The sequence below is a fragment of the Echinicola pacifica DSM 19836 genome, assembly GCF_000373245.1.
GTDB lineage: Bacteria > Bacteroidota > Bacteroidia > Cytophagales > Cyclobacteriaceae > Echinicola > Echinicola pacifica.
On sequence record NZ_KB890739.1, the window covers coordinates 917,085 to 942,065 of the forward strand.

14 protein-coding genes are annotated in these 24,981 nt (G+C 46.7%); 9 read left to right on the forward strand and 5 right to left on the reverse strand.

The features are described 5' to 3' along the window. Nucleotides 1-88 precede the first annotated feature (88 nt). On the forward strand, nt 89-1,543 hold the full coding sequence (gnd, locus tag B050_RS0108250; RefSeq protein ID WP_018473437.1) for a decarboxylating NADP(+)-dependent phosphogluconate dehydrogenase: 1,455 nt from the start codon (nt 89-91) through the stop codon (nt 1,541-1,543). A 114-nt stretch (nt 1,544-1,657) separates the two neighbouring features. Here gnd and B050_RS0108255 read toward each other — a convergent pair whose 3' ends face one another. From B050_RS0108255 to B050_RS0108270, 4 genes are all read right to left on the reverse strand, one after another. Then, on the reverse strand, nt 1,658-2,545 hold the full coding sequence (locus B050_RS0108255; protein ID WP_018473438.1) for an alkaline phosphatase: 888 nt from the start codon (nt 2,543-2,545) through the stop codon (nt 1,658-1,660). Between the two features lie 38 nt (nt 2,546-2,583). Further along, a complete protein-coding gene (locus B050_RS0108260; protein ID WP_018473439.1) occupies nt 2,584-3,162 on the reverse strand; it encodes a helix-turn-helix domain-containing protein in 579 nt (192 codons plus the stop codon). Nucleotides 3,163-3,370: 208 nt separating this feature from the next. After that, on the reverse strand, nt 3,371-4,858 hold the full coding sequence (locus B050_RS0108265; protein WP_018473440.1) for a SusD/RagB family nutrient-binding outer membrane lipoprotein: 1,488 nt from the start codon (nt 4,856-4,858) through the stop codon (nt 3,371-3,373). A gap of 17 nt (nt 4,859-4,875) precedes the next feature. Then, nucleotides 4,876-8,016, reverse strand: coding sequence for a SusC/RagA family TonB-linked outer membrane protein (locus B050_RS0108270; protein WP_018473441.1), 3,141 nt, complete (start codon nt 8,014-8,016; stop codon nt 4,876-4,878). 690 nt (nt 8,017-8,706) lie between these two features. On the opposite strand from B050_RS0108270, the gene B050_RS0108280 reads away from it, so the two are divergent. The 5 genes from B050_RS0108280 to B050_RS0108300 all read left to right on the forward strand — a co-directional run bounded on the left by B050_RS0108280 (nt 8,707) and on the right by B050_RS0108300 (nt 16,618). Then, the gene (locus tag B050_RS0108280) at nt 8,707-9,597 is read left to right on the forward strand and encodes a metallophosphoesterase family protein (RefSeq protein WP_018473443.1); all 891 of its coding nucleotides are present in this window, start codon (nt 8,707-8,709) and stop codon (nt 9,595-9,597) included. Nucleotides 9,598-9,609: 12 nt separating this feature from the next. Further along, on the forward strand, nt 9,610-11,229 hold the full coding sequence (locus tag B050_RS22845; protein WP_083923253.1) for an endonuclease/exonuclease/phosphatase family protein: 1,620 nt from the start codon (nt 9,610-9,612) through the stop codon (nt 11,227-11,229). A 121-nt stretch (nt 11,230-11,350) separates the two neighbouring features. Then, entirely contained in the window at nt 11,351-12,319 is a 969-nt protein-coding gene (locus B050_RS0108290) for a metallophosphoesterase family protein (RefSeq protein ID WP_018473445.1), read from the forward strand. A 140-nt stretch (nt 12,320-12,459) separates the two neighbouring features. Continuing rightward, nucleotides 12,460-14,154, forward strand: a complete 1,695-nt coding sequence (locus B050_RS0108295) for a DUF4091 domain-containing protein (RefSeq protein WP_018473446.1) — start codon at nt 12,460-12,462, stop codon at nt 14,152-14,154. A gap of 205 nt (nt 14,155-14,359) precedes the next feature. Next, entirely contained in the window at nt 14,360-16,618 is a 2,259-nt protein-coding gene (locus tag B050_RS0108300; protein WP_018473447.1) for an alpha-L-fucosidase, read from the forward strand. Nucleotides 16,619-16,910: 292 nt separating this feature from the next. On the opposite strand, the gene B050_RS0108305 is transcribed toward B050_RS0108300, so the two are convergent. After that, complete coding sequence (locus B050_RS0108305; RefSeq protein ID WP_018473448.1) at nt 16,911-18,569, reverse strand: beta-N-acetylhexosaminidase; 1,659 nt, start codon at nt 18,567-18,569, stop codon at nt 16,911-16,913. 543 nt (nt 18,570-19,112) lie between these two features. Between B050_RS0108305 and B050_RS0108310 the strand changes: the two genes are divergently transcribed. The 3 genes from B050_RS0108310 (at nt 19,113) to B050_RS0108320 (ending at nt 24,777) form a co-directional block, all read left to right on the forward strand. Next, nucleotides 19,113-21,971: a hypothetical protein gene (locus B050_RS0108310; protein WP_018473449.1), complete on the forward strand. Its 2,859-nt coding sequence runs from the start codon at nt 19,113-19,115 to the stop codon at nt 21,969-21,971. Nucleotides 21,972-22,017: 46 nt separating this feature from the next. After that, complete coding sequence (locus B050_RS0108315; protein ID WP_018473450.1) at nt 22,018-23,535, forward strand: sulfatase; 1,518 nt, start codon at nt 22,018-22,020, stop codon at nt 23,533-23,535. Between the two features lie 174 nt (nt 23,536-23,709). Next, nucleotides 23,710-24,777, forward strand: a complete 1,068-nt coding sequence (locus B050_RS0108320; RefSeq protein ID WP_018473451.1) for an NAD-dependent epimerase/dehydratase family protein — start codon at nt 23,710-23,712, stop codon at nt 24,775-24,777. The last annotated feature ends 204 nt before the right edge of the window (nt 24,778-24,981 follow it).

A 24,981-nucleotide genomic window follows, 5' to 3' on the forward strand; every position in this document is an offset into this window, starting at 1 on the left:
AGGATAAGGGCTTACCCAAGGTTTTTGTCTGAGCGCAGATAGTGAAGCATATACAAGCAATTAATACCAAATAACAAACCATAGAATTATGACAAAGCTTGCTGATATAGGCTTGATAGGCCTGGCGGTAATGGGTGAAAACCTCGTGCTAAATATGGAAAGCAAAGGCTTTACGGTGGCCGTATATAACCGTACCACTTCCAAGGTGGACAAATTTATCGAAGGCAGAGGTGCTGGTAAAAACTTTATCGGAGCCCACTCCATCAAGGAATTGGTGGACGCCTTAGAGAAACCTCGTAAGGTGATGATGCTAGTGAAGGCTGGGGATCCAGTGGATAGCTTCATTGAGCAGATTATTCCTCATCTGGAAGAAGGAGACATTATCATTGATGGGGGCAACTCCAATTTTACTGATACCATCCGCCGTACCGAATATGTGGAAGGAAAGGGATTCAGATTCATCGGAACGGGTGTTTCTGGTGGTGAGATAGGGGCTCTTCGTGGTCCATCTATGATGCCAGGTGGAAGCAAAGAAGCCTGGCCACATGTAAAGGAAATCTTCCAGTCAATTTCTGCTAAGGTTGATGGCGGTGTGCCTTGCTGTGACTGGGTAGGTGCCGATGGCGCAGGTCACTATGTGAAAATGATCCATAATGGAATCGAATATGGCGATATGCAGATCATCAGTGAAGCCTATCAGTTTATGAAGGACGTTCTGAAAATGAACTATGATGAAATGCATGAGACCTTCAAAAAATGGAATACCGGAGAACTGGATTCTTACCTGATTGAGATCACTGCGGATATCCTCGCTTATAAGGACGAAGATGGGGAGCCAATGGTGGAGAAAATCCTCGATACCGCTGGCCAAAAAGGAACGGGTAAGTGGACCGGTATCGAAGCCATGCACCTTGGCGTACCTTTGACCCTGATTGCGGAATCAGTGTTTTCCCGTTTCCTAAGTGCTCAGTTGGACCTCAGAGATCAGGCTTCTCAGGTGTTTCCAGCACCGGAGATCTCCTTTGAAGGAGATAAAACCGAAATGCTCGAAAACCTTAAAATGGCCGTTTATGGAGCTAAGCTCATCTCTTATGCCCAAGGGTATAACTTGCTGATGGAAGCCTCTAAAGCTAATAATTGGGACCTGAAATACGGTGATATTGCTTTGGTGTGGCGTGGAGGATGTATCATTCGCTCGGCCTTCTTGAGTGATATCAAGAAAGCTTTTGATAATAATCCTGCGCTTTCGCACTTACTATTGGATGATTTCTTCAAGGATAAGGTACAAGCTGCTCAGCCAGGATGGAGAAAAGTATGCGCTACCGCTATCACAAACGGCATTCCGGTGCCTACTTTGAGTGCTGCTCTTGCTTATTTTGATGGATTCAGAACCAAAAGACTTCCTGCAAACCTGCTTCAGGCACAGCGCGATTATTTCGGTGCTCATACTTATGAAAGAGTCGATAAGCCTAGAGGAGAATTCTTCCATACCAACTGGACTGGGGAAGGTGCCGATACGGTATCTACTGCATATAATAGCTAAACAACATACCTTTATAGGGATAAAAAAAAGGCAGGTAAATTGATTTTTACCTGCCTTTATTATTTTAGTGCCTTGCGGCAATAGAGACGGTCCTACCGTCCAATAAATAGTAGCTTATTTCGCAAAAGAACTTTCTACCGCTCTTCCTCTCCAGGAGGGATGAGATTCCACACCTAGCAGCTCAGCGATGGTCACGGCTGTATCATAGGTCATTACCATGTCCGTGATCTTATGACCTTCTTTGATGCCGGCACCTTGGATGATCCATGGGATATAGACTTCCTGGGTGGTTTTGCCACCATGACCTTTCTCGATTCCTCCATGGTCAGATGACACGATGATGACGGTCTCCTCTGCAAGGCCGGAAGCCTGTACCGCATCATAGATCAGGCCTATTCTGCGGTCCACATTTTTCAGCTCTTCATAATATTCCGGTGTGTCATGACCAATATTATGTCCCACTCCATCAGGTTGGTCAAAGTGGACGAACATCAGGTTTGGCTGATCAGCTTTGAATATGCTGGCTGCTTTCTCAGCACACCAATCGTCTTTTCCCTCCCCATCGATCACCTGGTCGATTGCTTCTTTTTCTAGCAAAGGGCCGATTCCGCTCCAGCTGTATATTGCCACGGAGCTGGCTTCCGGCTGCTGCTGACGAAGCTGACCAAAAATGGAAGGAAACAATCCATACTTGTCTATCGTTGCCGAAGGGATTTCGGGAGTTTTACTTCCCCATTCGGTATAGCCATGGGCCGTAGGTCCCGCACCCATAATCATCGAAGCCCAGTTTACGGCACTTGACGAGGGAAGTACCGACCGCGCCTCCATAGTGTAGCTGCCTTCTTTCATCATCTTCTTGAGGTTAGGCATATCGCTGTCAGGAATGGCATAGGCCCCTAAGCCATCACAGCCAATTAGAATGACGTGCCTGACCTTAGACTCCTGCCCAAAGACGGTACTTAACGTGATTGCTAATACAAATAAAGTGTGTAATACTTTCATTTTAATGAGGTTATTAATTTGATAATGAGATCGTTGGGTTATTTTTGGTCTTTGAAGAAATAGATGACCAGCATTTTGGCCGTCTTCTTCGTTTCATTAATTGGATTGTGCGCTATATTACCATCAAATAATAAGGAATCGCCTTCTTTCAATACCACTGAATGGGTTTTAAAATCATACTTTACCTCCCCCGAAACCATAAACTTATACTCATACGCATCGGTGGTGACATATTCCCTCTTACTTCCCGGGGCTATCTCCAATAGCACTATATCTATGGTGGTATTGACAAATCCCTTAGTAAATATCCTATGGTATAAATAGCCTTCAGCAGGCTCTTTCTCAAAGGTTTCATATTCCTCTTTACGCTTGACAAGGATATTGAGGCCCTTATCATTCAAGGATAGGCCCGAGAAGAATTCCATTAAATCCACTTCCAGAGAGCCGATGATCTGGATCAATACAATCAGTGAAGGGATGGTCCGCCCATTTTCGATTTGTGAGATCAATCCTTTGCTGACTTTTGCTCGGTCCGCCAGCTCCTGAACTGTTAGATTTTTAGATTTTCGGATGTTTTTGATTTTATTACTTATTTGAACCAAAACGTAATCTTCCATAATGCAAAAAAGAGGTTTAAAGAATATCGCGATGTAGCGTTTTGACCAATAGATTCATATTCAAGACTTAAGCATAAAACTATTACTTCAAAACTTTTGGGGATCAATATAGTAATAAAGCGTTAATTTAATACTGGTAAAACATAGAAAACCGAAATATAACCATAAGTTTATTTCTGTTTTCTATGCTTTGTTTTTTCCTATAGATTTACTTTAATAGCCACATGATCTCATCCCTATCATCCACCTCAGAGCCAAACTGGCTGATGAGTGCATTGCGATAGTTCTCTTGATTGCGGTCATTTTCAGAGGAAGGATACATCCATCGTACCGGGATCTGGTCCACATTATTTTCACTGCTGAATTTATAGGAAGGGATTCCAGTTCTTCGGGTCATGAAGAAGGACTCCCAGCTCGAGTTTTCGGCAAAGGACAGGTACATCTGCTCATGGATTCTATCCAATCCCGCCTCTCCGCTGAGGTAAGGGGCTTGAGTGCTGATGTATGCGCTGGCCGCTTCGTCGCTGAGGCCATAGAAGTTCATGGATGCGCTGATCCCCCTAGAATAATGGAAGGCAGGGTCTGCACTTATCCAACCGCGATGGGCCGCTTCCGCCAGGTTTAGCTCTTGCTCGGCATAGCCTATCCATATGGCCGGCTGCCCAACAAAGTTCCAATATCTCTCCTCATTAGGGAAGGAATATTCACCATCCAGTTTGTTGGAGGAGTTTACTGTGCCATTGGCGGAGAAATCTGCCCCGGCATAGCTGTTGAAGTCTGCGCGAACTGCTGCTTCATTACCAGGATTGGCATCCAAGGCATTCTGGGTGGGGTCTGCCACCGCCATCAGACGTGGATCTTGGTATTTTTTGAGCATATCGATATAGGTATCCACATAGGTCACCGAGGCTCGATATACCGCTTGGTCAGGATTATAGGTTTGCTTGAAACCCTCTTCATTTCGGTAGCTCAGCTGGGCATTATCGGCTAGGCTGCTGAGTAGAGGGTACAGAGCAGGCTGGCTATAGATTCTGCTCATCCTACCCTGGATATCCAGATCCGCATCGTTTTCCTTTTTGCTAAGGCTGATCAATACCCTGATAGTATAGGCGTTGATGATCTTCTGCCAGCTCTTCAGGTTGCCGTCAAAATACACATCTCCTTCCAAGGTTTCACCTGGATTAGAGTTGATATATGCACCCAAGGCAAGATTAGCCTCATCCAGCCAATTTAGCGACTGGATATAAACTGACTTTTGGCTGTCATAGGCCGGAGTCGGGTTGTCGGCACCTTTCATAGATTCGGACAGCGGGATATCACCCATTCTGCGTGTCATCTCCACATAATAATAGGCCCTAAAGAAGTTGCCTATTATGCTATATACCGGGGCATTGACCCGGGCAGATTCCTCGTCCATTTTATCAATATTCCGGATATTGTCATAGCTGAAACTTGCCCGACCAAACTGATAGCTGGGTGCCGAGGCATTATCCGTGGCGATCCACATATGGTACTGCGCAAAGGAATAACCGTCTCCGGCGAAGGAAGACTCTGGGCCTGGCGTCAAGTCTGTAAACAACAAACTCGGTGGCACAGAAAGTGGATTATTGGGGTTCTCCCTTAATTCCTCAAAGTCCAGGCAGCTGCTGGTAAGGATTAGGGTTAATAGTAAGTATATGCTCTTAAATGATTTCATCAGTATTGCTTTTGAGATTAAAACTGTAGGTTGATATTGAAGCCATAAGTTCGCTGGGCGGGCATCTGAAGGTTGGTATCCCCCGTGCTGACGGTATAGGAATCCAGGTCGCCATAGGTCTTATCCTTGGTCCAGTAAAGTAGGTTTCTGCCCACAAAGGAGATGGAGGCGTGATTAAAGAAAGTGCCTTCCACCACCGCTGAAGGTAGGTTATAAGATACCACCACCTCACGCAGCTTCACGAAGGTCTTATCGATAAGCACCGATTGCCAGGCGGCCATATAGTTGATTGCCCAGGACTGGTAATCTACCATATAGTCATTTGGAGCATATTCTCTGGTGTCTGAGATGACGTTGCCTTCTGGATCATAAGTGACTTCTCCACCGGTAACTTTCACGCCGGAGATCAGCATGGTCTTGGCATCTTCTCCACTGATATAAGCGTCATTGGAAATCGCCCGCTCGTCATGGATGGCCTCAGGATGGGAGCCGGATCTCCATAAATCCCGCTCGTAACGGTCATAAGTCACCCCGCCAAATCTTCCGTCTAATAAGAAGCTCAGACTGATGTCCTTATACCTGAAGGTATTCTGTAAGCTCAAGGTGAAGTTGGGTTGCGTACTTCCTTGGTTGATCGCAAAATCAGTGGTCTTTGGCAGGCCGCTTGGCAGGATCACCAATTGACCGTCGGGGTTGCGCTCCCATGAGGTGTACCAATATTCGTAGAGCTCTTCTCCTACCTCCGTACGCCCTTCATTCGTCTGTGGCGTGCCATCTGGCAGAGGAGGAAGCGAGGTCAAATAATCTGTGTATTTACCGTAATTTACGATGGCCGTCCAGTCGAAATTCTGCTTTTTGATAGGCATGAAGTTGACGGAGAAATCTATTCCCTTTCGCTCGGTAGTCCTTCCATTTTCACGTATTCCATCCCAGCCAGAGGCGGTGCTAAAGGGCTGAGTGAATATCTGTGGACCATATTTATTCTTGAAAACTGAGAAATCTACGCCGATTCGGTTATTGAAGAGCTTCGTCTCAAACCCGTATTCCAGCGAGTTGGTGAAGGATGGGGACAGATTGGGGTTTTCGATCGTCCCGGGATAGCTGGCCGTAGGTTCATTTCTCCATCGTCCACCAGTGGAGTAGGAGTTGGCTGCCGAATAGATATCCATATCCCCTCCCACGCGAGCATAGGCAGAGCGCAGTTTTAGGTAATCGATGGATTTGGGAAGGTTAAACACCTCGTTCAGCACCGTACTGAAGGTCACTGATGGGTAGAAGAAAGTGTCATTAGTCTCCGGTAGGGTGGAGGATTTATCGACTCTCCCAGTGAAGCCCACAAAAAACATCTCTTCATAGGCCAAATCCACGGAGGCATAAGCACTATATACGCCTTTGTACTGCTTATAAGAGCTTGGAGTGACCTGGTCCACGGAATTGCTGAGCTTAAATACCTCAGGGACGATCAGCTGCGTGGTGAATGCACTTTCACCTTCCTGGCGGAAATACCGCTGGTTACCTCCAAAAGTAGCGTTTAAGCCAATTTTATTGGCGAAATAATCCTTATACGTCACTAAGAAATCAGTGTTGTTTTCAAAATAACGCGTGGCATTATACCTGAATCTCCCCCCTCTATCAGGAATATCATAGTTGTAAATATCCATCGAGATCTCCTCATTGTCCGTAAGGGAGAAGGTGTTTAGGGTGGAGCGAATATAAGCACTCACCTTATCACTGATCTTATAGTTTAGCTTAAGATAGGTGAGCACATCATGCTTGGTCCAGGGCTTCTTCCAGGCATAACTAAGCGCATAGGGGTTGTTATATCGCCAGTTTTCCACGAAGTTTTGCTTGATGCCTTCTTTTCCGGGAAGCCAGTAGTCCTCCATATCTCTGATATCATAGTGGGCTCCGCCCCAAATCGACATTAGGTAAATAGGAGAGCTAGGTCCATAGCTGCCACGTATTCTATTATTGGAATATTGATAGGTGTATTGCAGGGAGCCGTCAAGGTTAAACTTGTCGGATAAGATGAGGTTTCCTCTCAATCGGGTGGTGTTGATGTCCAGCTTTTGGCCGGGAGTGGAAGCCTTAGAGTATTTATAGGTATTGCTAATCACAAAACTTCCCTGATCGGTATTGGTTTGGATCGAGAGGTTATTGGATGAGACAATGCCTGTTTCCATGAAGTTCTTGAGATTATCCTCTCCTCTGGAGATCCATGGGGTGGGAATGCGCTCTCCTGTTTCGGGATCGATAGGGGAGTCATATTGCTTGATTAATCGACCATCAAATTTGGGTCCCCAGATCGAGTAATCATAATCGTTGACCCCACCGCCACCAGCAGCACCGGTTCCGAACTCATACCTGCCGGTATTTCCAGGGCCATATTCGGTTTGGGCATGGGGGATTCGCAAAAATCCCGTTTGGAAGGTGGTGGAGGAGTTGAAGGAAATCAAACTTCCCTTGGCCATATTTTTTCCTGACTTGAGAGTAATCTGTATTGCGCCATTGGCGCCTAGTGACCCATAGAGAGCGGAGGCAGAGGCGGCTTTTAGCACCGTGATATTGTCTATATCATCTGCACTGATATTCCAGAAATCGTTATTTGGCTGAGGTACCCCATCCACGACCACCAGGGGCTTGCTGCCTCGGAGGTATAGCTGAGGGTCGGAGAAGAAGTCCGAACCGTTACTGGTGACGATCAGCCCCGCCACTTTGCCGGATAGCGATTCCACCACATTGGGAGTGACAGCCTTCTGAAGGGACTCTCCCCTCACTTCCTGCACGGCATAGCCGACGCTGGACCGGTCTTTTTCGATCCCCAAGGCCGTTACCACCACTTCATCCAGTCCTAAGGAGGAAGAAAGAAGGGTGACATTGACCATCGATCGGCCGTTTAGGGGGAATTCTAGGGTCTCATACCCCACGAATGAAAAAACTAAGGTGTCTTCTGCGGCAGCCGATATGGCATAATTCCCATCTATAGTGGTGATGGTTCCTGTGGTCTGACTTTTTATCATCACACTCACCCCGGGCATGGGTAGCTGTTCCTCGGAATCGATGACTTGTCCCTTCACCTGGTGCTGGGCAAAAGTCTGCTGTTGGACTGCTAATAAGAAGATTATCAGCCCTGTAAGTTTGGTGTACAATGATTTCATGGGTTGGTGTTTGTTGAATAAGAAAGGTGATGTGCTTTTAGTTGTTTAGTATTATTAAACAAAGTTAAGAATGAAAAAGCTTAAAAGGTGTTATTTAAAAATGAACAAATCTTTATAAAAATAGGATGAGAATTGACCCCATTCCGGCTAACCCAGAGCGCCGAATGCCTCTTATCCATCCCTGTTTTCATAGCACCTCTGTACCATTTTAGCCCTAAATAATAGCCTACAGCTATATTTTCTTTTGATATCTTATGAAAATTCTTTCTAATTGTCGAGATTTGGAATATTAATTTTCGGTTAATTTCGACTCTATGACCTGATCCAATAGATCTTTCTCATAGTTTTGTCAACCTCATCCTTTTCAGAAGCACCAGCGATGAAAGGAAAATTCTCAAACCCTATTTCAATTGTATTCATCCGGATTCCCCTTCCTGCTATACGCTAGCGGTGAATGGAGAGGCTGGACCATAGATTCCAATTATGCCGTGGGGCATCTGGATTCCTGTGCACCATAACGCATAGCCCTCAGGTATTTTTGGACTTTATAGGATAGAAGACTCAGCCGCTTGGACGGTGGTCAGTTGATTGGAATAGGCGCAAACTTCCTCCTGGGGGTTCAGCGCTTATTATTGAGAGGAGCGGAAGGCTTACTATGATTTTAAGGATATTGTAACAAACAATTAGAGTATGAACAGAAGAAAATTTCTAAAAAACTCGGGCGCCACGCTCGCTATCAGTGCTGCACCGGCACTTTCCATGGCCAAGACCAAAGCCAAGGCAGTCCTGACCGTCGCCCACATCACTGATGTCCATATTACCCCGGACAATGACGTCCCGCAGCGGTCGATCGAATGCCTTCAGCAAGTGGTCAAACACCAACTCGACTTTTTCCTAAATGGAGGTGATGCCATCATGGACGCCTCTTATGACGGGACCTCCCGCGAACGGATGCTTGCTCAGTGGGACACCTGGGATGCCTTCCGCAATAGCGTAAGCGATTACGAAATGTATAGCTGTATCGGAAATCATGATCCTTGGTGGGATGTGCCCGCAAAGGAAGCTGATGAAATGTATGGTCTCCCCTATGTGGCCAAAAGGCTGGGAATGCCCAATCGTTATTATAGTTTCTCCAAAAAGGGCTGGCATTTTATCATCCTGGATGGAAACCATAAAGGCGTCACCTTGGATGATGAGCAGTTCCTATGGCTGGAAAATGAATTGGAGCGCCTGCCGGCAAATACCCCCGTATTGCTCATGTCGCATTATCCGATCTTGACGGTGACGGGAGCCTGGGAAGGTGGCCAGCATGGAGATCATATGAAGCTCAAGCAACTCTTCTATAAGCATAAAGACAAGGTGAAAGTGTGCCTTGGTGGCCACCAGCATCTGCTCGATCGGGTTTGGTATAATGAGGTGCAGTATTACTGTAATGGATCCATGAGCGGGTTTTGGTGGGGCGAAGGAGATGAGCGCTCTGCTGCTGCGTATTATTATCAGGAAACACCTCCTGGCTATGCGATCCTAAACTTATACGAGGACGGCACCTTGGACAATACCTATTATTCTTTACTTCAATAAAATAGAAATTCGATGAAGGCAATATCTCTCAAAAACCAACTTAGCTCCTCCCTCTTACTGGGTCTATGCATGCTGATAAATCTCCTGCTGAGCACTCAGGTATTCTCACAGGAAAATGGCATTAGAATAGATTTCGAGAAGGACTCTCCTTATTACCCCCAAAAGAAAAGTAAGCCCTCGCCGGGAGATGTTTACGAGGCATATACTCCTCGGTACGCGGCAGGCATAGAGGGAAGAGCACTGGATCTGAGCCAGGATGCAGCCCTGCGTATGCCCATAAAACTCCATGATTCCCTGCCTCTTCCTTATGGAGAAAAGCAAGATTTTACGGTTTCTTTTTGGGTGAAGACTAAGGAGTATGCGAAGCAGGGAACGGTCCTGGCAGGAAATAAAAAGCAGGTGGGTAAGGAGGAAATTGGCTGGATGGTGATGGCCACCGAGGCAGGGGCATGGGCACTCTATATCAGCGATGGTAAGCAGGAATATGCCTATGAGCCCAGCCTTCCCCGACAGCAAATCAATGACGGTGACTGGCACCAAATCGGCTTTTCGATTAGCAGAGAAGAGCAGGACCTTTACCTGTTCTTTGATGGCAAACAAATGGGGATCTATAATATAGGAGACCTAGGCGCCTTGCGTTCCGAATGGGCCACCACTTTTGGAGGCACTGCCAGCAACTGGGATTATCTCGGTCAGTGGGAAGCCTTCAACGGGTACCTGGATAATATTTCCATTCTTCCAGGTGCCGCATCAGAGAAAGTGCTCAGTGCAGAATACCAAACTTACTTTCCCTCCATCCATCAAAAGGAAGTATGGACAGGTAGTCTAAGGCTACTTTCCTGGAATATATGGCATGGTGGACATCGATTTGGCAAACAGGTAGGCCTGGAGCGGGTGATCGAAACCATCCAAGTGCATCAACCAGACATCGTGACGCTGATCGAAACCTACGGCTCCGTGGAGGAAATAGCCGATGCCCTGGGCTATCACTTCTATCTGATCAGCTCCAACCTTTCTATACTTTCCAAATATCCTGTAAAGAAAACAATCAAGGCTTTCCGCCCATTTAACTTTGGCGGGGCGATAATCAGCCTGCCAAACGGAAAGGACATTGCCATCATGGATACCTGGCTCCACTATCTGCCGGATTACCAGAAAAGTATCGTCCAGGAGAAAATGGCTGTGGACGACCTTATCAAAGAAGAAGGTGAAACAAGGCATCAGGAAGTCAAGGATATCCTCAGCCAGATCCAACCCTTTCTGGCTAATAGCCAGGAGGTGCCCATTATCATGTCCGGAGATTTCAACGTGGAATCACATCTGGACTGGACCGAAGCTACCAAAGATATACATCATGGCTATGTGGTGCCCTGGCCAGTAACCATGGAAATGGAGAATGCAGGCTTTACCGATAGCTTTAGGGAAGCTTACCCTAATCCACTGGAGTCTCCGGGCTTTACCTATTGGCCACAGTACCGGGGAGATGGTAGCGACTATATCAGACCACGGATCGACTATATCTTCTATAAAGGAGCCAGTCTCGGAATGGTGGACTCCCAGGTGATCAGCCAACATCCAGTGATGTTCCCCTCTGATCATGCCGCCGTGATCACAGAATTTACCTATGACTAAGCGAAGTGCCCGGGGGTGAAATGATAAATCTTAATTAATAAATGTAATTTTCGGATTATATGTTTTATAAATATTTTAATTTCGTATTATTACTTTACGTAAAAAATAACTCAAAATAATCATGAATCGTAAGGAATTTCTCAAAGTAGGGGCGCTAGGAGCTACCTCATTACTTTTTATGCCAAAGCTTAGCGCTGCTAATAAAGCAACTGGGCTCAAGTTTGGCGTGATCACTGATTTGCATCATGATATCATGCACGATGGTCTGGAGCGCCTGGAGGCTTTTATAGATAGTATGAATCAGGAAAAGCCCGATTTTATTATTCAATTGGGGGATTTTTGTGTGCCCAAGGAGGAGAATAAAGAACTGATGGAAGTGTGGGAAAAGTATGAAGGGCAGGCCTTTCACGTCCTAGGAAATCATGATACTGACGGTGGCTATTCCCGCGAGCAGGCGGTAGAATTCTGGAAGGCCAAAGGTAAATATTATTCCTTTGATCAAAACGGCTATCACTTTGTGGTTTTGGATGGCAATGAGCATAATGACAGCCCAGATAGACCTGGTGGATATGCCCGTTATATAGGTGCCGAGCAGCAAAAATGGCTTCGTGAGGACCTCAGCAATACAGCCCTACCTACCATTATCTCTTGTCATCAGGGGATGGACAATGATCTCGGCGGACTGGAAAATGGAACGGCCATCCGGTACATTCTCGAGGAGGCCAATGAAAATGCCAATTTCGATAAGGTGATATTGGTGCTCAGTGGACATCATCATCAAGATTATTATAATCAGATCAACGGCATACATTACGTTCAGATCAATAGTGCTTCCTATCAGTGGCTAGGAGATGATTATAAGACGATCCGCTACTCTAAAGAGGTGGATAAAGCATATCCCTGGATCAAATTTACCGTGCCTTATAAGGATCCCATCTGGGCCATGATCCACATCAAGGGCAAAGGTACTATCACCATAGAGGGGAAAGCTACGGAATTTGTAGGTCCTAGCCCCAAGGACCTGAAGGTGGATATGAGTAATTATGTCTATCCTATCGTGCCTAAAATCTCTGATCGGAAAATTAAATAATTTTATTTCCAGGACCCTGAGCCTATAGACAGGGGCCAATAAATCCCTCCTTCATGCAAGCCAAAAGCCTCCGGCTTAAGAAGCAATATTCTTCTTAAGTCGGGTGGTTTTGTCCCAGATGATTATAAAATAACCATATCATGAAAAGAATTAGTTTTATAGTACTATTATTTCTCAGCTTGACAGGCTATTCACGACCAGCATCGGAGATTATCTTCGAATATGTGGATCCCTTGATCAAGGTGTTTCCAGAGAGCAGCTTTTTCCGACCTAGCCCCGCCCATGCAGATGTAGCCCGCGGGGAGCATGCTAGTTTTCAGTTTGTCATTCGTGGAAATAGCGGCATAGAAGAACTGCGAGTTCAGGTGTCAGCCCCCACCAATAAGGGCTCGGAGCTATCGGATATCAAGACTGGTTTTGTGGATTTTGTGAGGGTAGGGAGGACCAATCCCGAGCCCTCCAGGGATATATTGAGCTCTGCTTCAGGGTATTTTCCTGATCCTATTATTTTTGAGGAATCGCGAGATGTACCTTTTGGGACCACGCAGCCTATTTGGATTACGATAGCGATCCCGGAGGGAGCCGCCACAGGCAATTATGAAGGGCAGGTGAAAGTATCTGGCCTGGCCAATGGCGAATCCTTCGAGAAAGTGATGCCCTTCACGGTGGAGGTTTTCAAGCCTATCATCGAGCAGAGCTCCCTATGGGTGACCAATTGGTTTTTTCTTGATCGCTTACACTATCTTACTGAGTCGGATCAGGTGGAGAAATATTCTCAGGAGTATTGGGATTTGACCCGGGTGATGGCCAAAACCTTGGCGGATTATCGGCAGAATGTGGCTATGATTTCTCCTCTGGACCATGTGGAATTTTCTTTTCAGGATGGAAAATGGGCCTTTGACTTTAGTAATTTTAACCGTATGGTGAAGCTCTTCCAGGAGGAAGGGGTTATCGGAAGGATAGAAGGAGGGCACTTTGGGTCCAGAATCGATGGGGCCTGGGATGGGGATTTTGGGCTTAAGGTACCCGAGCAGTCGGAGGACTCCTTCACGCTGGAACTACAAGGCCTTGACCAGCAAGGAACCAAGGCTTTCTATAGTCAGTTTCTGCCGGCATTATGGGAGAATATCACCAAGATGGGCTGGAAAGAACACTATGTACAGCATATAGCCGATGAACCTATCGACTCGAATGCGGATTCCTATATTGAAATAGCCAAATTTATTAAAGGCATTCTACCTGAAATTATTATTATTGAGGCCTGCCATACCTCCAGGCTAGCTGGGGTGATCGATATTTGGGTTCCCCAAATGAATTTTTTGAATGAGGATATGAACTTCTATAAAGAGCGACAAGAGCAGGGAGAAGAGGCTTGGTTTTACACCTGCTTATCTCCAAAGGGCGAATATGCCAATCGGTTTATCGAGCAGCCTCTCATCAAAACCCGGCTTTTGCATTGGGTGAATCACAAATATGAAATCCCGGGATACCTGCACTGGGGCTTCAACTTCTGGGGCTCAGGTGAGGGGATCGTGACAGCGGAGAATCCATTTGAGGATACCTCAGGGATGATCGTCTCCTCTGGCAATGTCCTGCCTGGCGGTGACTGCTGGATCAGCTATCCCGGCAAGGGTGAGATTTATCCTTCCATCCGCCTGGAAGCCATGCGGGACGGAATCGTAGATTATGAGCTCCTTCAGCGCTATGCAAAGCGCTTTCCTGAGGAAGCCAAAGAACTCGTAGGGACCACCGTCTATGGCTTTGAGCATTATGATACCAATGTGCTGGAATTTAGAAATAAAAGAAAGATAATCTTGCAGGCCCTGAGCCAATAATGCTATAATCATTGGTTCCGTCCATTGCATCCCAAGAAAAAGGGTTCATTGCCCACTTTTCCAAGTGGGGAAAAGCATGGATTAATGCCTGCAATTCCACAAGGAAATTTATTGCGATATCCTAAGAGATTAATCCCATAAATCGATTTTGGCTTTCTCTGAGGATAGCATATTATAGAATATATCAATTATAATAGTTTGAAGTATGAAGATGAAGATGACTTTCAATAGGTCCATGATGTGTGCCCTTATGATGATAGTTCCGGGGATGGTTTTTGCCCAGGGAGAGGGAAATAGTTTGCCGCCCTTATCCACCTATTCCATCGACGCGGATGATACGCATGATAGTATTCGGATCAAGGCTGCACATGTGGTACCTACAGCAAATCAATATGCAGCGCTTCAGGATGAGTTTATTGCTTTTGTACATTTTGGACCTAATACCTTCACTCGAATGGAGTGGGGTTCTGGAATGGAATCTCCAGAGGTGTTTGCCCTTCAGGATCTTGATACCGACCAGTGGTGCAAGGCCATGCGTGATGCAGGCATGACCAAGGTGATCTTGACTGTAAAGCATCATGATGGCTTTGTATTATGGCAATCCCGATACACCGAGCACGGCTTGATGTCCTCAGGTTTCCGTGAAGGCAATGGGGATGTCTTGGCAGACCTGAGCAAATCCTGCCAAAAATATGGATTGAAGCTCGGCGTTTACCTGTCTCCGGCAGACTTATATCAGATCGAACATCCGGAAGGTCTATATGGCAATTTGAGTGAAAAAACTAGCCGTGAGATTCCTCGAAAAGTAGAGGGTCGTCCTTTTGAAAATCCAAAGACCTTCACTTTTACAGTGGATGATTATAATGAGTATTTCTTAAACCAACTGTTTGAATTGCTGACCGAATATGGGCCGATCCATGAAGTTTGGTTTGACGGAGCTCATCCTAAGACCAAAGGAGGGCAGACCTATGATTATAATTCATGGAAGGAACTCATTGGTTCCTTAGCGCCGGAAGCGGTGATATTTGGCAGGCAGGACATCCGCTGGGGAGGCAATGAGTCTGGCCGCACCCGCGCGGTGGAGTGGAATACCATCCCCTATCAGGAGGATCCGAATAGGATGAATTCCTTCGCCGATATCACTGGCGAGCAGGTCGCGGCAATGGAGAATTTGTATCCCGCCAAGTTTCTGCATTATCAGCCTGCCGAGATCAATACCTCCATCCGTGAAGGCTGGTTTTATAGAAATGATGATGAGCAAGGGGTCAGAAGTGCGGATGATGTATTTGATATCTATGAAAGGTCGGTTGGGGGAAATACCATTTTCCTCCTGAATATTCCTCCCAATAGAGAGGGGCTTTTTCCACAGAGGGATGTGGAGGTCTTGAGAGAGGTCGGCAAGCGAATCAAGGAAACCTATGGTACTGATTTGATGGAAAGGGCAGAAGGCCCCAAGGAGATTCTGGATGAGGACGAGTCCAGTTATCTGCTGCAAAAAATAGGGGCAAAGCCTATAGAAATTCGCCTGGCTGCTCCCACGAAAATCAATCGACTGGTGATCCAAGAGGAGATTCTCCAACATGGCGAAAGGGTAGCGGCATTTACCGTGAAGGCGGAAGTTGGGGGCTCGCTAAAAGTAATTGCCAAAGGCAAAAATATTGGATATAAGAATATCTTACGCTTTCCTGAAATCACCACCTCCAAAATCAGCATAGAAATAGACGAGGCTCGATATGAGCCCGTGGCGATCAGTAAGGTGGCGGTTTACTATTATCATAGCCGCCCACCACAGTTGCAAATTAATCGATCCTTGAAAGGCTTGGTCAGCATTTCTCCGAAACCACAGGACTTTGGCTGGAAGACTTATGATCAGGATATCGCAGGGGAACTCAATCAGGATATGGAGATTTATTACAGCCTTGATGGTAGCAATCCCGGCCCTAAATCGGTAGTATATCAAGGTCCCTTCACTTTAGAAAATGGGGAGGTCAAGGCCATCGCCATCAATAAGGGCGCTCTGGGGCCGGTGGAAGTGCAGGAATTTGGCTTGATTAAAGAAAAGTGGCTGATCGCCCAAGCCAGTAGTGCCCTGGCAGACCAGCCTTCCAGCCTTGCCATTGATGGTGACCCATCCACTTACTGGAAATCAGCCGAAGGTGGAGAAGGTCAATATATTGCCATCAAATTGCCTCAAAAGGTGAGTATTAGTGGTTTTACTTATAGCCCTCCTGTCATGGATAAGGAAGGGATGATAGAGAAAGGCATGATTTACAGTAGTCAGGATGGTGAAAAGTGGACCCTAATCGAGAGTTTTGAGCTAGGGAATTTGATTAATGATCCAGAAAAAAGAACGATACATTTCCAGAAACCTGTAAAGACTAGGTACCTGAAAATCGAAGCAATAAGGATAGCAGGTGGACATTCCCACGCGGCCATCGCTGAGATTGGCCTGCTGGTGGATTAAGTATTTGATGCTATATAGTACTATTTCAAAAAGCCCAAATTATGCCCTTCGCATTATTTGGGCTTTTATTTTTGCTGCGCCCATAGGTTTTACGGGGTTTACCCACTGTAAAGGGTGCCTAGGTTACCGCTGTGAAAAGTGTTAGAGAGGATTTGTGTTCCTCTCTTCTATTTATTGCAGTCAAAAAATAAGCGTCTCTCCAGCCGTTTTTTGCTGAAGAGACGCTTGAATGCTGTTGGTAATCAATAGTAGGATGGCCGTTTAATGATTGCGTTTGGGGATATTAGTTTTATCAGTCCTTAGCTGATAATCCACCTACAATTATTCCTTTTTCCAGCCATCCTTCTTTAACCTTTTTCAGGGCCTTTTGGAAGCTTTCAAAGTCCTTTTGGTCAAGCTCAGTCCAGCCCACTTCGGCATAGGCGGCAATTCTTGGGTAAGTTTGTCGCTCTACATCCTTGGTGCTGGGTGTCCACTCAGTCCACATTTGGCAGCCTAGCCCATAGATGTTTTTATGGTATTTTTCATCTAAGTCCGAGGGCACAGGATCAAAACTATAGGCTTTTTCCAAGGAGATGCTTTTATATGGATAATCCAAATACGTTTGGCTATGCAGGGAATTGACGATGCCATAACCCTTTTGGGCAGCACGGGTGGCTAGCTCCACATTTCCTTTCCAGAAATGCACGATCACGTTTTTGGCGAGTTCGGTTTCAGCTTCCTCATCGTGCTTTTTCTCTTCGAAGTCATTATGAATATTGATTCCCATGATTTCATTCCAGCCCATCATCCTGCGTCCTTGTTGCTGGATATATTGGGAGATCTGATTGGTAAAGGAAACCTGCAAGTCTGCTGGGCTGGCGAGCTGATTTTTTTTCATGTATTGCTGCACGTGCTCAGAGTCTTCCCAGACCTTATACCCGACCTCGTCCCCGCCGATATGGATGACCTCTGAGGGGAAAAGAGCAAATAGCTCGTTCAATACTTCATGGATAAAGGTGATCACTTTAGGATCCGTGATATCATAATTGTCATAATGGCGACCAAATTTCACCGGCACCACAATGGCTTCTTTCGCCGTTCCTAGCCATGGATAAGCAGCAATGGCTGCAGAGCTATGTCCAGGCATTTCAAATTCTGGAACAATGGTGATATTCCTGTCCAGGGCATATTGGACGATGTCCTTGATTTGCTTCTGGGTATAAAAACCGCCATGAGCTTCCCCGGAGGTCTTGCCACTTCCCCAGACGCCAATCTCCGAATCGGTACGCTGAGCACCCACTTCGGTAAGCTTGGGGTATTTTTTGATCTCTATCCGCCAGCCGGCATCGTCAGTGAGGTGCCAATGAAAGACATTCATCTTGAGCGCAGCCATCTCATCCAGCTGCTGCTTCACGAAAGCCTCGCCTTGAAAATACCTCGCCTCATCCAGCATATAGGCTCTCCAAGCAAACCGCGGTGCATCCTCTATTTTCATGCCTGAAAGTACTATCCGTCCCGTAGTCTCTGCTGATGCGTTCCTGATCAGCTGCTTTAAGGATTGTATGGCATAAAAATACCCAGCATAGCCGGAAGCTTCCACCAAAATCTGATCCTCATCAATGCTTAGTCGGTAGGCTTCATCAGCTAAGTCATCGCTTGCCGTAAAGACCAGCTCTCCTTTGGATGAGGTCGTAGTTTTAGCTTTTGTTTTGGTGTTTCTGGCAAGCCAGGTACCTAAAAACCCCGCTGCCTTCTCCTGCTCAGGTCCACTGACCACCATTCTTAGTTTTTTCGGTAGAATAAAGGTGCTGGCGCTAAAGGAAATTTGATTGGGGCGGGGGACGATCAAGGCCTCCTCCTGAAGACCGCTTTGTGCCTCTGCCGAAATGCCCATCATAAAGGTCAATGACATGATCAAAATAGCCGATGCTATAAGTGGAAGTCCTTTGGGGGAAAGTAATTTGCTCATATACAGTGGTTTATTGTTGATAATAATAGGTTTAATTTTATTTCATCATCTGAAATCCTCAAGATAGGGAAATCTTAAGCACTCTGAATTACCCGATTATTTTATTCAATTCGCCATATCTTCCTGATAGGTTTGAGGAAGAAGGTGTGTTTTTGATTAAAAATTTTCTGGTAAATTGTAATCTTTTGCATAAATTTAAGAAAGAAAGGAAACAAAAGATATTTATTTTTGAAATATTGTCAAATGTATTTTGAAAGGATCCGCTTGATAGTGTGGTGGCTTTGAAGTGTTGGGGATAAATTGTTTCACTCTTCGCAGATAAATGAGTATTATGCCCCGCAATAAGGCTTAGTACACGATCTTACTTAAAGGATAAAGCCGAATGCGCTGCTTTCACCTTAAATAGAATATTCCATTCTGATGATAGGATCTCTCAAAATTCTTCTTTTCCCAATTCCTATGAGGTGGGAGAAATGGAGGGCAGACCTTTTACTTATGGATTTAAGATGGCGATAGCCGATCATACTATAAATACTACCTGAAATGACTAAGCTTAGAATCAATTATTTCCTGCTGATAATGATAGGCTTTGGCTTTGTAGGTGCTGACCTCTATGGACAGGGTAAAGGCACCTTTGGCTCTTATGATGCGGCCTCAGTGAAGACCAAAGGCGACTGGCTGGTGGATCCCATTAGCCAAAAATCCGCCATCTATACAAACGCTCATGGACAGCTGGTCCTGTCCAATGGGCTAATCAGCAGGGTGTTTGACATCGAAAAAGCAGGAGCCACCGTGGGAATAGAAAACCTGATGACCGGGGAGCAGCTCCTTCGGTCGATACAGCCGGAGGCGCTCCTGGAGATTGATGGCCATATCCTTCCCGTGGGTGGCTTGGAAGGCCAGCCTATTCACAATTATCTTTTGGAAGAATGGATAGAAGGCATGGAAGCCAGGCCTATTGCATTTAAGCTTCAGAAATATGAGTCGGGACCTACCCAAGCGCGGTTTGACTGGATGAAGCGCAGGGAATGGATGCCGAAGGACCTTCCCTGGCCTGCACCCGGCAAAAGGATGGTGTTTACCTATCGCGGCACCGAGGAGATGATCCAGGCCTTGGCAGCGCAAGCTATCAGCGATGATGCCCGTCATGTTTTATTTGTGGATGAGTTTAAAGGGGACCATTCTTCATGGAAGATTTTTGCCTCTGAAGGGGATGAGAGAAATTCCTTCATCAATGAGGGCAAGGCCGGAGAGATCATGGCTCTGGCCAATCAATCGGTATATGCCGAAATAGAAAGCCCCAGACAAGCAGAGGTTTGGATGGCTACATTATTTGCGGGTACTGACCAGGCAGCCAGCTGGGGCATTGGGATGGCCCTGGTGACTCAGTCAGGCCAGGTGCTGAAGGCCAACCTAAGGGCCAGTGATCGTAAGATCGGAGGATACGATGGGAATCAGGAGCAGTATCACGGAGATTTTGATCCAGGGAAAGAGCTGAGCCTAAGGGCTGAGAGGACTGCCGAAGGGTTACGGATTTCTTATGCCGAGGAAGGAAAGGACTTTCGTCTTTTAGATAGCTTTTCCCTCGATCCGGAGGAGGCTATTATTAGCTTTAGAGTGGGGAAGATGGATGCTAAAGGAGGGTTTTCGGACTATTCGGAGCCGGGTCCTCAGGGGAGAAGCAGGGTGAGTAAGGTAAGTGTGCTGGGACCGGTAAACTCTTCGCAAGAGGGACAACAGTCTTTAGCCTACCTGAAGGCCCTGGAGGTGAAGGTGTATTATGAGATTTATGACGGGATTCCTTTGATGTCTAAGTGGATAGAGCTGGTAAATCAGTCGGGACATCCCATCACAGTAAATAGCTTCAAGAGTGAGATATTGGCCTTGGTGGAGGAGGAGAGTGCCGTGGATGCTAAGGTGGAATGGATTAAGCCCAATATCACCGTGGAGACGGATTACCGATTTGGAGGAATGTCCGATGATAATTTGTATTCGAGCAGCATCAGTTGGAATACCGATCCTTCCTATGAGACGCAGGTGAATTATGGTCTGCAAACCCCGGCATTGCTAGAGGCCTACCCTAAAATCGGGCCCAACAAAACCCTGCAAACTGGGGATACCCTGAGGAGTTTTAGGACCTGGGAGCTTATGCATGACAGCTGGGACAGGGAGCGAAAGGCCCTAGCCACGAAGCGGATGTACCGCAGTCAGGCTCCATGGGTGACCGAAAATCCCATCATGATGCATGTGCGCCAGGCCGATGATGTATCCGTGAAGAAGGCTATTGATCAATGCGCCGAAGTGGGATTTGAGATGGTGATAATGACTTTTGGAAGTGGCTTTGAAATCGAAAATGACAGCCCGGAGAATATAGAAAGAATGAAGGCCCTGGCAGATTATGCCCATACCAAAGGCATTGCCCTAGGGGGCTATTCCCTGCTGGCGAGCCGCAGCATAAGCCCCAAAGAGGATGTGATCATGCCAGAGGGACAGGAACCCCGATTTGGTCATTCCCCTTGCCTAGAGAGTGAGTGGGGCATCAATTATTTTGAGAAATTATACCAGTTTTACCAAAAAACAGGTCAGGATATCCTGGAGCATGATGGTAGCTATCCCGGGGATGTATGTGCCAGCCATGATCATCCGGGACACTCAGGGCTGGAGGATTCTCAGTGGAATCAATATCAGCGCATTCAGGAGTTTTATGAATGGAGCAGGTCCAAGGGGATCTTCCTGAACGTCCCTGATCATTACTTTATGGCAGGAAGCAATAAGACAGGCATGGGCTATCGGGAGACCAACTGGTCGCTTCCGCGTGCCCAGCAGGAGATCATCGAGCGCCAGAATATCTATGATGGCACCTGGAGCAAAACCCCGAGTATGGGCTGGATGTTTGTGCCCTTGGTGGAATACCATGGAGGAGGAAAAGAGGCGACCATTGAACCTCTAAAAGACCACCTGAGCCATTATGAACAGCGGCTTGCCAATCTTTTTGGCGCGGGGGTGCAGGCTTGCTTTAGAGGACCTCAGTTATATGATGGCCCCCAAACCAAGTCGGTGGTGAAAAAATGGGTGGATTTCTATAAGCAACATCGAGAGGTGCTGGATGCCGATATCGTACATATCCGCAGGCCAGATGGTAGAGATTATGATGGGCTGCTTCACGTAAATCCCCATGGCAAGGAAAAAGGAATGGTATTTCTATACAATCCCCTTGATCGGCCTATAGAAAAGGAAATCACCATAGACCTGTATTATACCGGAATTAAGGATAATGTCCGCCTAAAGGACAATAGAAATGCGGAGGTCGAGCTGGCCCTCGATCGGGACTATCAGATCAGCTTGCCGATCAATATTCCCGCTCATAGTCAGCAGTGGTTTGTACTGGAAAGCTTGGATTAATCCTTGACCCAAAAAATAAAAGAAGGAATAGCACTAAATAAGTATCATGAGTAGTAAAGCGATTTTGAGCAAGTTTAAGATTCATTATTTTCTATTGATTTTCGTCAGTAATATGGCCATGGGGCAATCTAGCCCACCGAATATCGTCTTTTTCTTTGTGGATGATATGGGCTGGCAGGATACCTCTGTTCCATTTTATGAGCGGATCACCGAGCTGAATAAGCGATACCACACGCCCAATATGGAGCGCCTCGCCAGCGAAGGGATGAAGTTTACCCAAGCCTATGCCAGCGCGGTATGCTCTCCCTCCCGGGTGAGCTGGATCACCGGTGCCAATGCTGCCCGCCATCAGGTGACCAACTGGACGCTGAAAAGAGATCAGTCGCCGGATGGTCCCGATGATATCATCCAGCCGCCCCTGTGGAATGTCAATGGAATGACAGCGGGGGAGGATGTACCGCAAACCTATCCCGCCACCCCTCTGCCGGCCATCCTGAGAGACCATGGCTATACCACCATCCATGTGGGCAAGGCACACTGGGGCGCTGAAGGTACTCCAGGAGCAGAGCCGTTAAACCTGGGCTTTGATGTGAATATTGGAGGGCATGCTGCCGGTGGACCGGGGAGCTATCTGGGAGAACATAACTACAGTGCCGTATGGCGGAATCCCGGAAATCACACCTGGGATGTGCCCGGCTTAGAGGAGTTTTATGGCAGGGACGTGTACCTGAATGAGGCGCTGACCATCAAGGCTAAGGCCGAAATGGACCGAGCCCAGGACTCTGGCCAGGCCTTCTTCTTATACCTGTCGCACTATGCCATACATGCCCCTTGGGAGGCAGATCCGCGCTTTTATGATAAGTACCTGGCTGCGGGATTGACTCAGGAGGAAGCCATATACGCCTCCATGATCGAGAGTATGGATAAGTCATTGGGAGATATTATGAGCCATCTGACCGAGCGTGGGCTGGAGGACAATACCATTGTGGTCTTTATGTCGGACAATGGTGTACATCCAAATATGCCAAGGAATATTCCCCTGAGAGGACATAAGCTAAGCCCCTACGAGGGAGGCATAAGGGTACCTTTGCTGGTCAAATGGCCAGGGATAAGCCAGCCGGGGTCGGTGAATAGCGCTCAGGTGATCATCGAAGATGTCTTCCCCACCGTCCTCGAAATGGCCGGGATTCAGGATTCGCAGGGACTACCTTCCTTTGATGGGGAGAGTTTTGTGAGCCAGTTGAGGATGCCGGAGAAGGAAAACACCGATAGGGCCTTATTATGGCACTATCCCCATACTTATTATAATCCTCCCTACACCGTGCTTAGGGAAGGGGATTGGAAGTTGATTTTCCATTATAAGGAGCAGGGATTTGAGTTGTTTAATATCGCAAATGACCTAAGTGAGCAGTTTAACCTTGCGGAGCAAAACTCCGACAAATGCCGACAAATGGCGGCGGATATGACGGCGCTGATGAAGGAAAGAGGTGCTCAGCTGCCGATGCTGAAACCTACCATGGCACCGAGCCCCTATCCGATTGAGGCCTTTGAGGCTAGGCAATAAAGTACGATAAGGACTAAGTCTGAGACTAAGGATTCCTACAAATAGTTTTTTGCCGGAATATTACCTGGCCTTGGCTGCTGTTTATCTGGGATTTGTGTGGTATTTTCCAATTGGATTATCCATTTAGGTCTGTTTTTTGCGCCAAATAGATAATTCGAACCTAAAGAATAGAAGATGATACAGATAAATAAAGAAAAACCAGTGCTGGTCACTGGCGCCAATGGGTATGTTGCGAGTTGGCTGGTGAAGCGGCTATTGGAGGAGGGAATCCACGTCCATGCTGCCGTGAGGAATCCACAAAACGAAGCTAAAATCCTCCATCTCAAAGCAATGGCCGTCACGGCTCCGGGGAAGATCAGCTTCTTCAAGGCGGACCTCCTCGAGCCTGATAGCTATACCGAGGCCATGCAAGGCTGTGAAGTGGTCTTCCATACCGCCTCACCCTTTACCTCAAATTTCAAGGATCCCCAAAAAGAACTGATCGATCCGGCAGTGCTGGGAACAGAAAATGTCCTCAACTCCGTCAATAAGGTATCCTCTGTCAAAAGAGTGGTGCTGACCAGTAGCTGTGCGGCCATCTATACCGATGCGATCGATACCATCAATGCCTACGGGGGACGGCTGACTGAGGAGGTGTGGAATACTACCGCCTCATTGGATTACCAGCCTTATTCTTACTCCAAAACTTTGGCAGAAAAGAAAGCTTGGGATATGGCAGGACTTCAGTCACGCTGGAATCTGGTGACCATCAATCCCAGCTTGGTCCTCGGTCCAGCCCTAAATACCCAGCACACCACCTCCGAAAGTATCAATATCCTTAAAATGCTCGGTGGGGGAGAAATGAAAATGGGGGCTCCAAAAATAGGAATTGGAATCGTCGATGTGAGGGATGTGGCTCATGCACATTTTAACGCCGCTTTTTTGCCCTCCGCCAAAGGTAGGTACATTACCTCTGCTTATGAAACGAACTTCCTGGATATGGCCAAAGCGCTCCTGCCCAAATACGGCCGGCACTACCCACTTCCTACTCGCCCTCTTCCGAAGTGGGTTTTACTTATCGTAGGGCCTCTGGCAAATAAATTGTTCAGCAGAAAATTTATACAAAACAATGTCAATATACCGTGGAAAGCTGATAATTCTAAAATTCAGCGAGAACTGGGAATTGATTTTCTGCCCTTCACCAAGACCATGGAAGACGCCTTCCAAAATCTGATTGACGAAGGAATCATCAAGGCAAAATAAGTAAAAGGCTGTCCCTTAACTTCTTCCCAACACGAGCTTCCATTTTTTGTATCACTGGAAGCTCCGCTTAGGTCGCTGCTCATCGCAATCGACCCTCTGGCGGAAGGAGAGAATAAAGGGACAGCCTTTTTTTATGCTTTCACCTGATCCATTTAGATCAGGATAAGACCAGCCTGCTGCTGTCTTAAATTTTTATTTTAGGAT

Coding starts and splice junctions, on each gene's coding strand:
- B050_RS0108255 (WP_018473438.1), bottom strand. CDS start 2,545: ATGAAAGTATTACACACTTTATTTGTATTAGCAATCACGTTAAGTACC.
- B050_RS0108265 (WP_018473440.1), bottom strand. CDS start 4,858: ATGAAATCATTTAAGAGCATATACTTACTATTAACCCTAATCCTTACC.
- B050_RS22845 (WP_083923253.1), top strand. CDS start 9,610: ATGAAGGCAATATCTCTCAAAAACCAACTTAGCTCCTCCCTCTTACTG.
- B050_RS0108290 (WP_018473445.1), top strand. CDS start 11,351: ATGAATCGTAAGGAATTTCTCAAAGTAGGGGCGCTAGGAGCTACCTCA.
- B050_RS0108260 (WP_018473439.1), bottom strand. CDS start 3,162: ATGGAAGATTACGTTTTGGTTCAAATAAGTAATAAAATCAAAAACATC.
- gnd (WP_018473437.1), top strand. CDS start 89: ATGACAAAGCTTGCTGATATAGGCTTGATAGGCCTGGCGGTAATGGGT.
- B050_RS0108320 (WP_018473451.1), top strand. CDS start 23,710: ATGATACAGATAAATAAAGAAAAACCAGTGCTGGTCACTGGCGCCAAT.
- B050_RS0108315 (WP_018473450.1), top strand. CDS start 22,018: ATGAGTAGTAAAGCGATTTTGAGCAAGTTTAAGATTCATTATTTTCTA.
- B050_RS0108310 (WP_018473449.1), top strand. CDS start 19,113: ATGACTAAGCTTAGAATCAATTATTTCCTGCTGATAATGATAGGCTTT.
- B050_RS0108300 (WP_018473447.1), top strand. CDS start 14,360: ATGAAGATGAAGATGACTTTCAATAGGTCCATGATGTGTGCCCTTATG.
- B050_RS0108280 (WP_018473443.1), top strand. CDS start 8,707: ATGAACAGAAGAAAATTTCTAAAAAACTCGGGCGCCACGCTCGCTATC.
- B050_RS0108305 (WP_018473448.1), bottom strand. CDS start 18,569: ATGAGCAAATTACTTTCCCCCAAAGGACTTCCACTTATAGCATCGGCT.
- B050_RS0108295 (WP_018473446.1), top strand. CDS start 12,460: ATGAAAAGAATTAGTTTTATAGTACTATTATTTCTCAGCTTGACAGGC.
- B050_RS0108270 (WP_018473441.1), bottom strand. CDS start 8,016: ATGAAATCATTGTACACCAAACTTACAGGGCTGATAATCTTCTTATTA.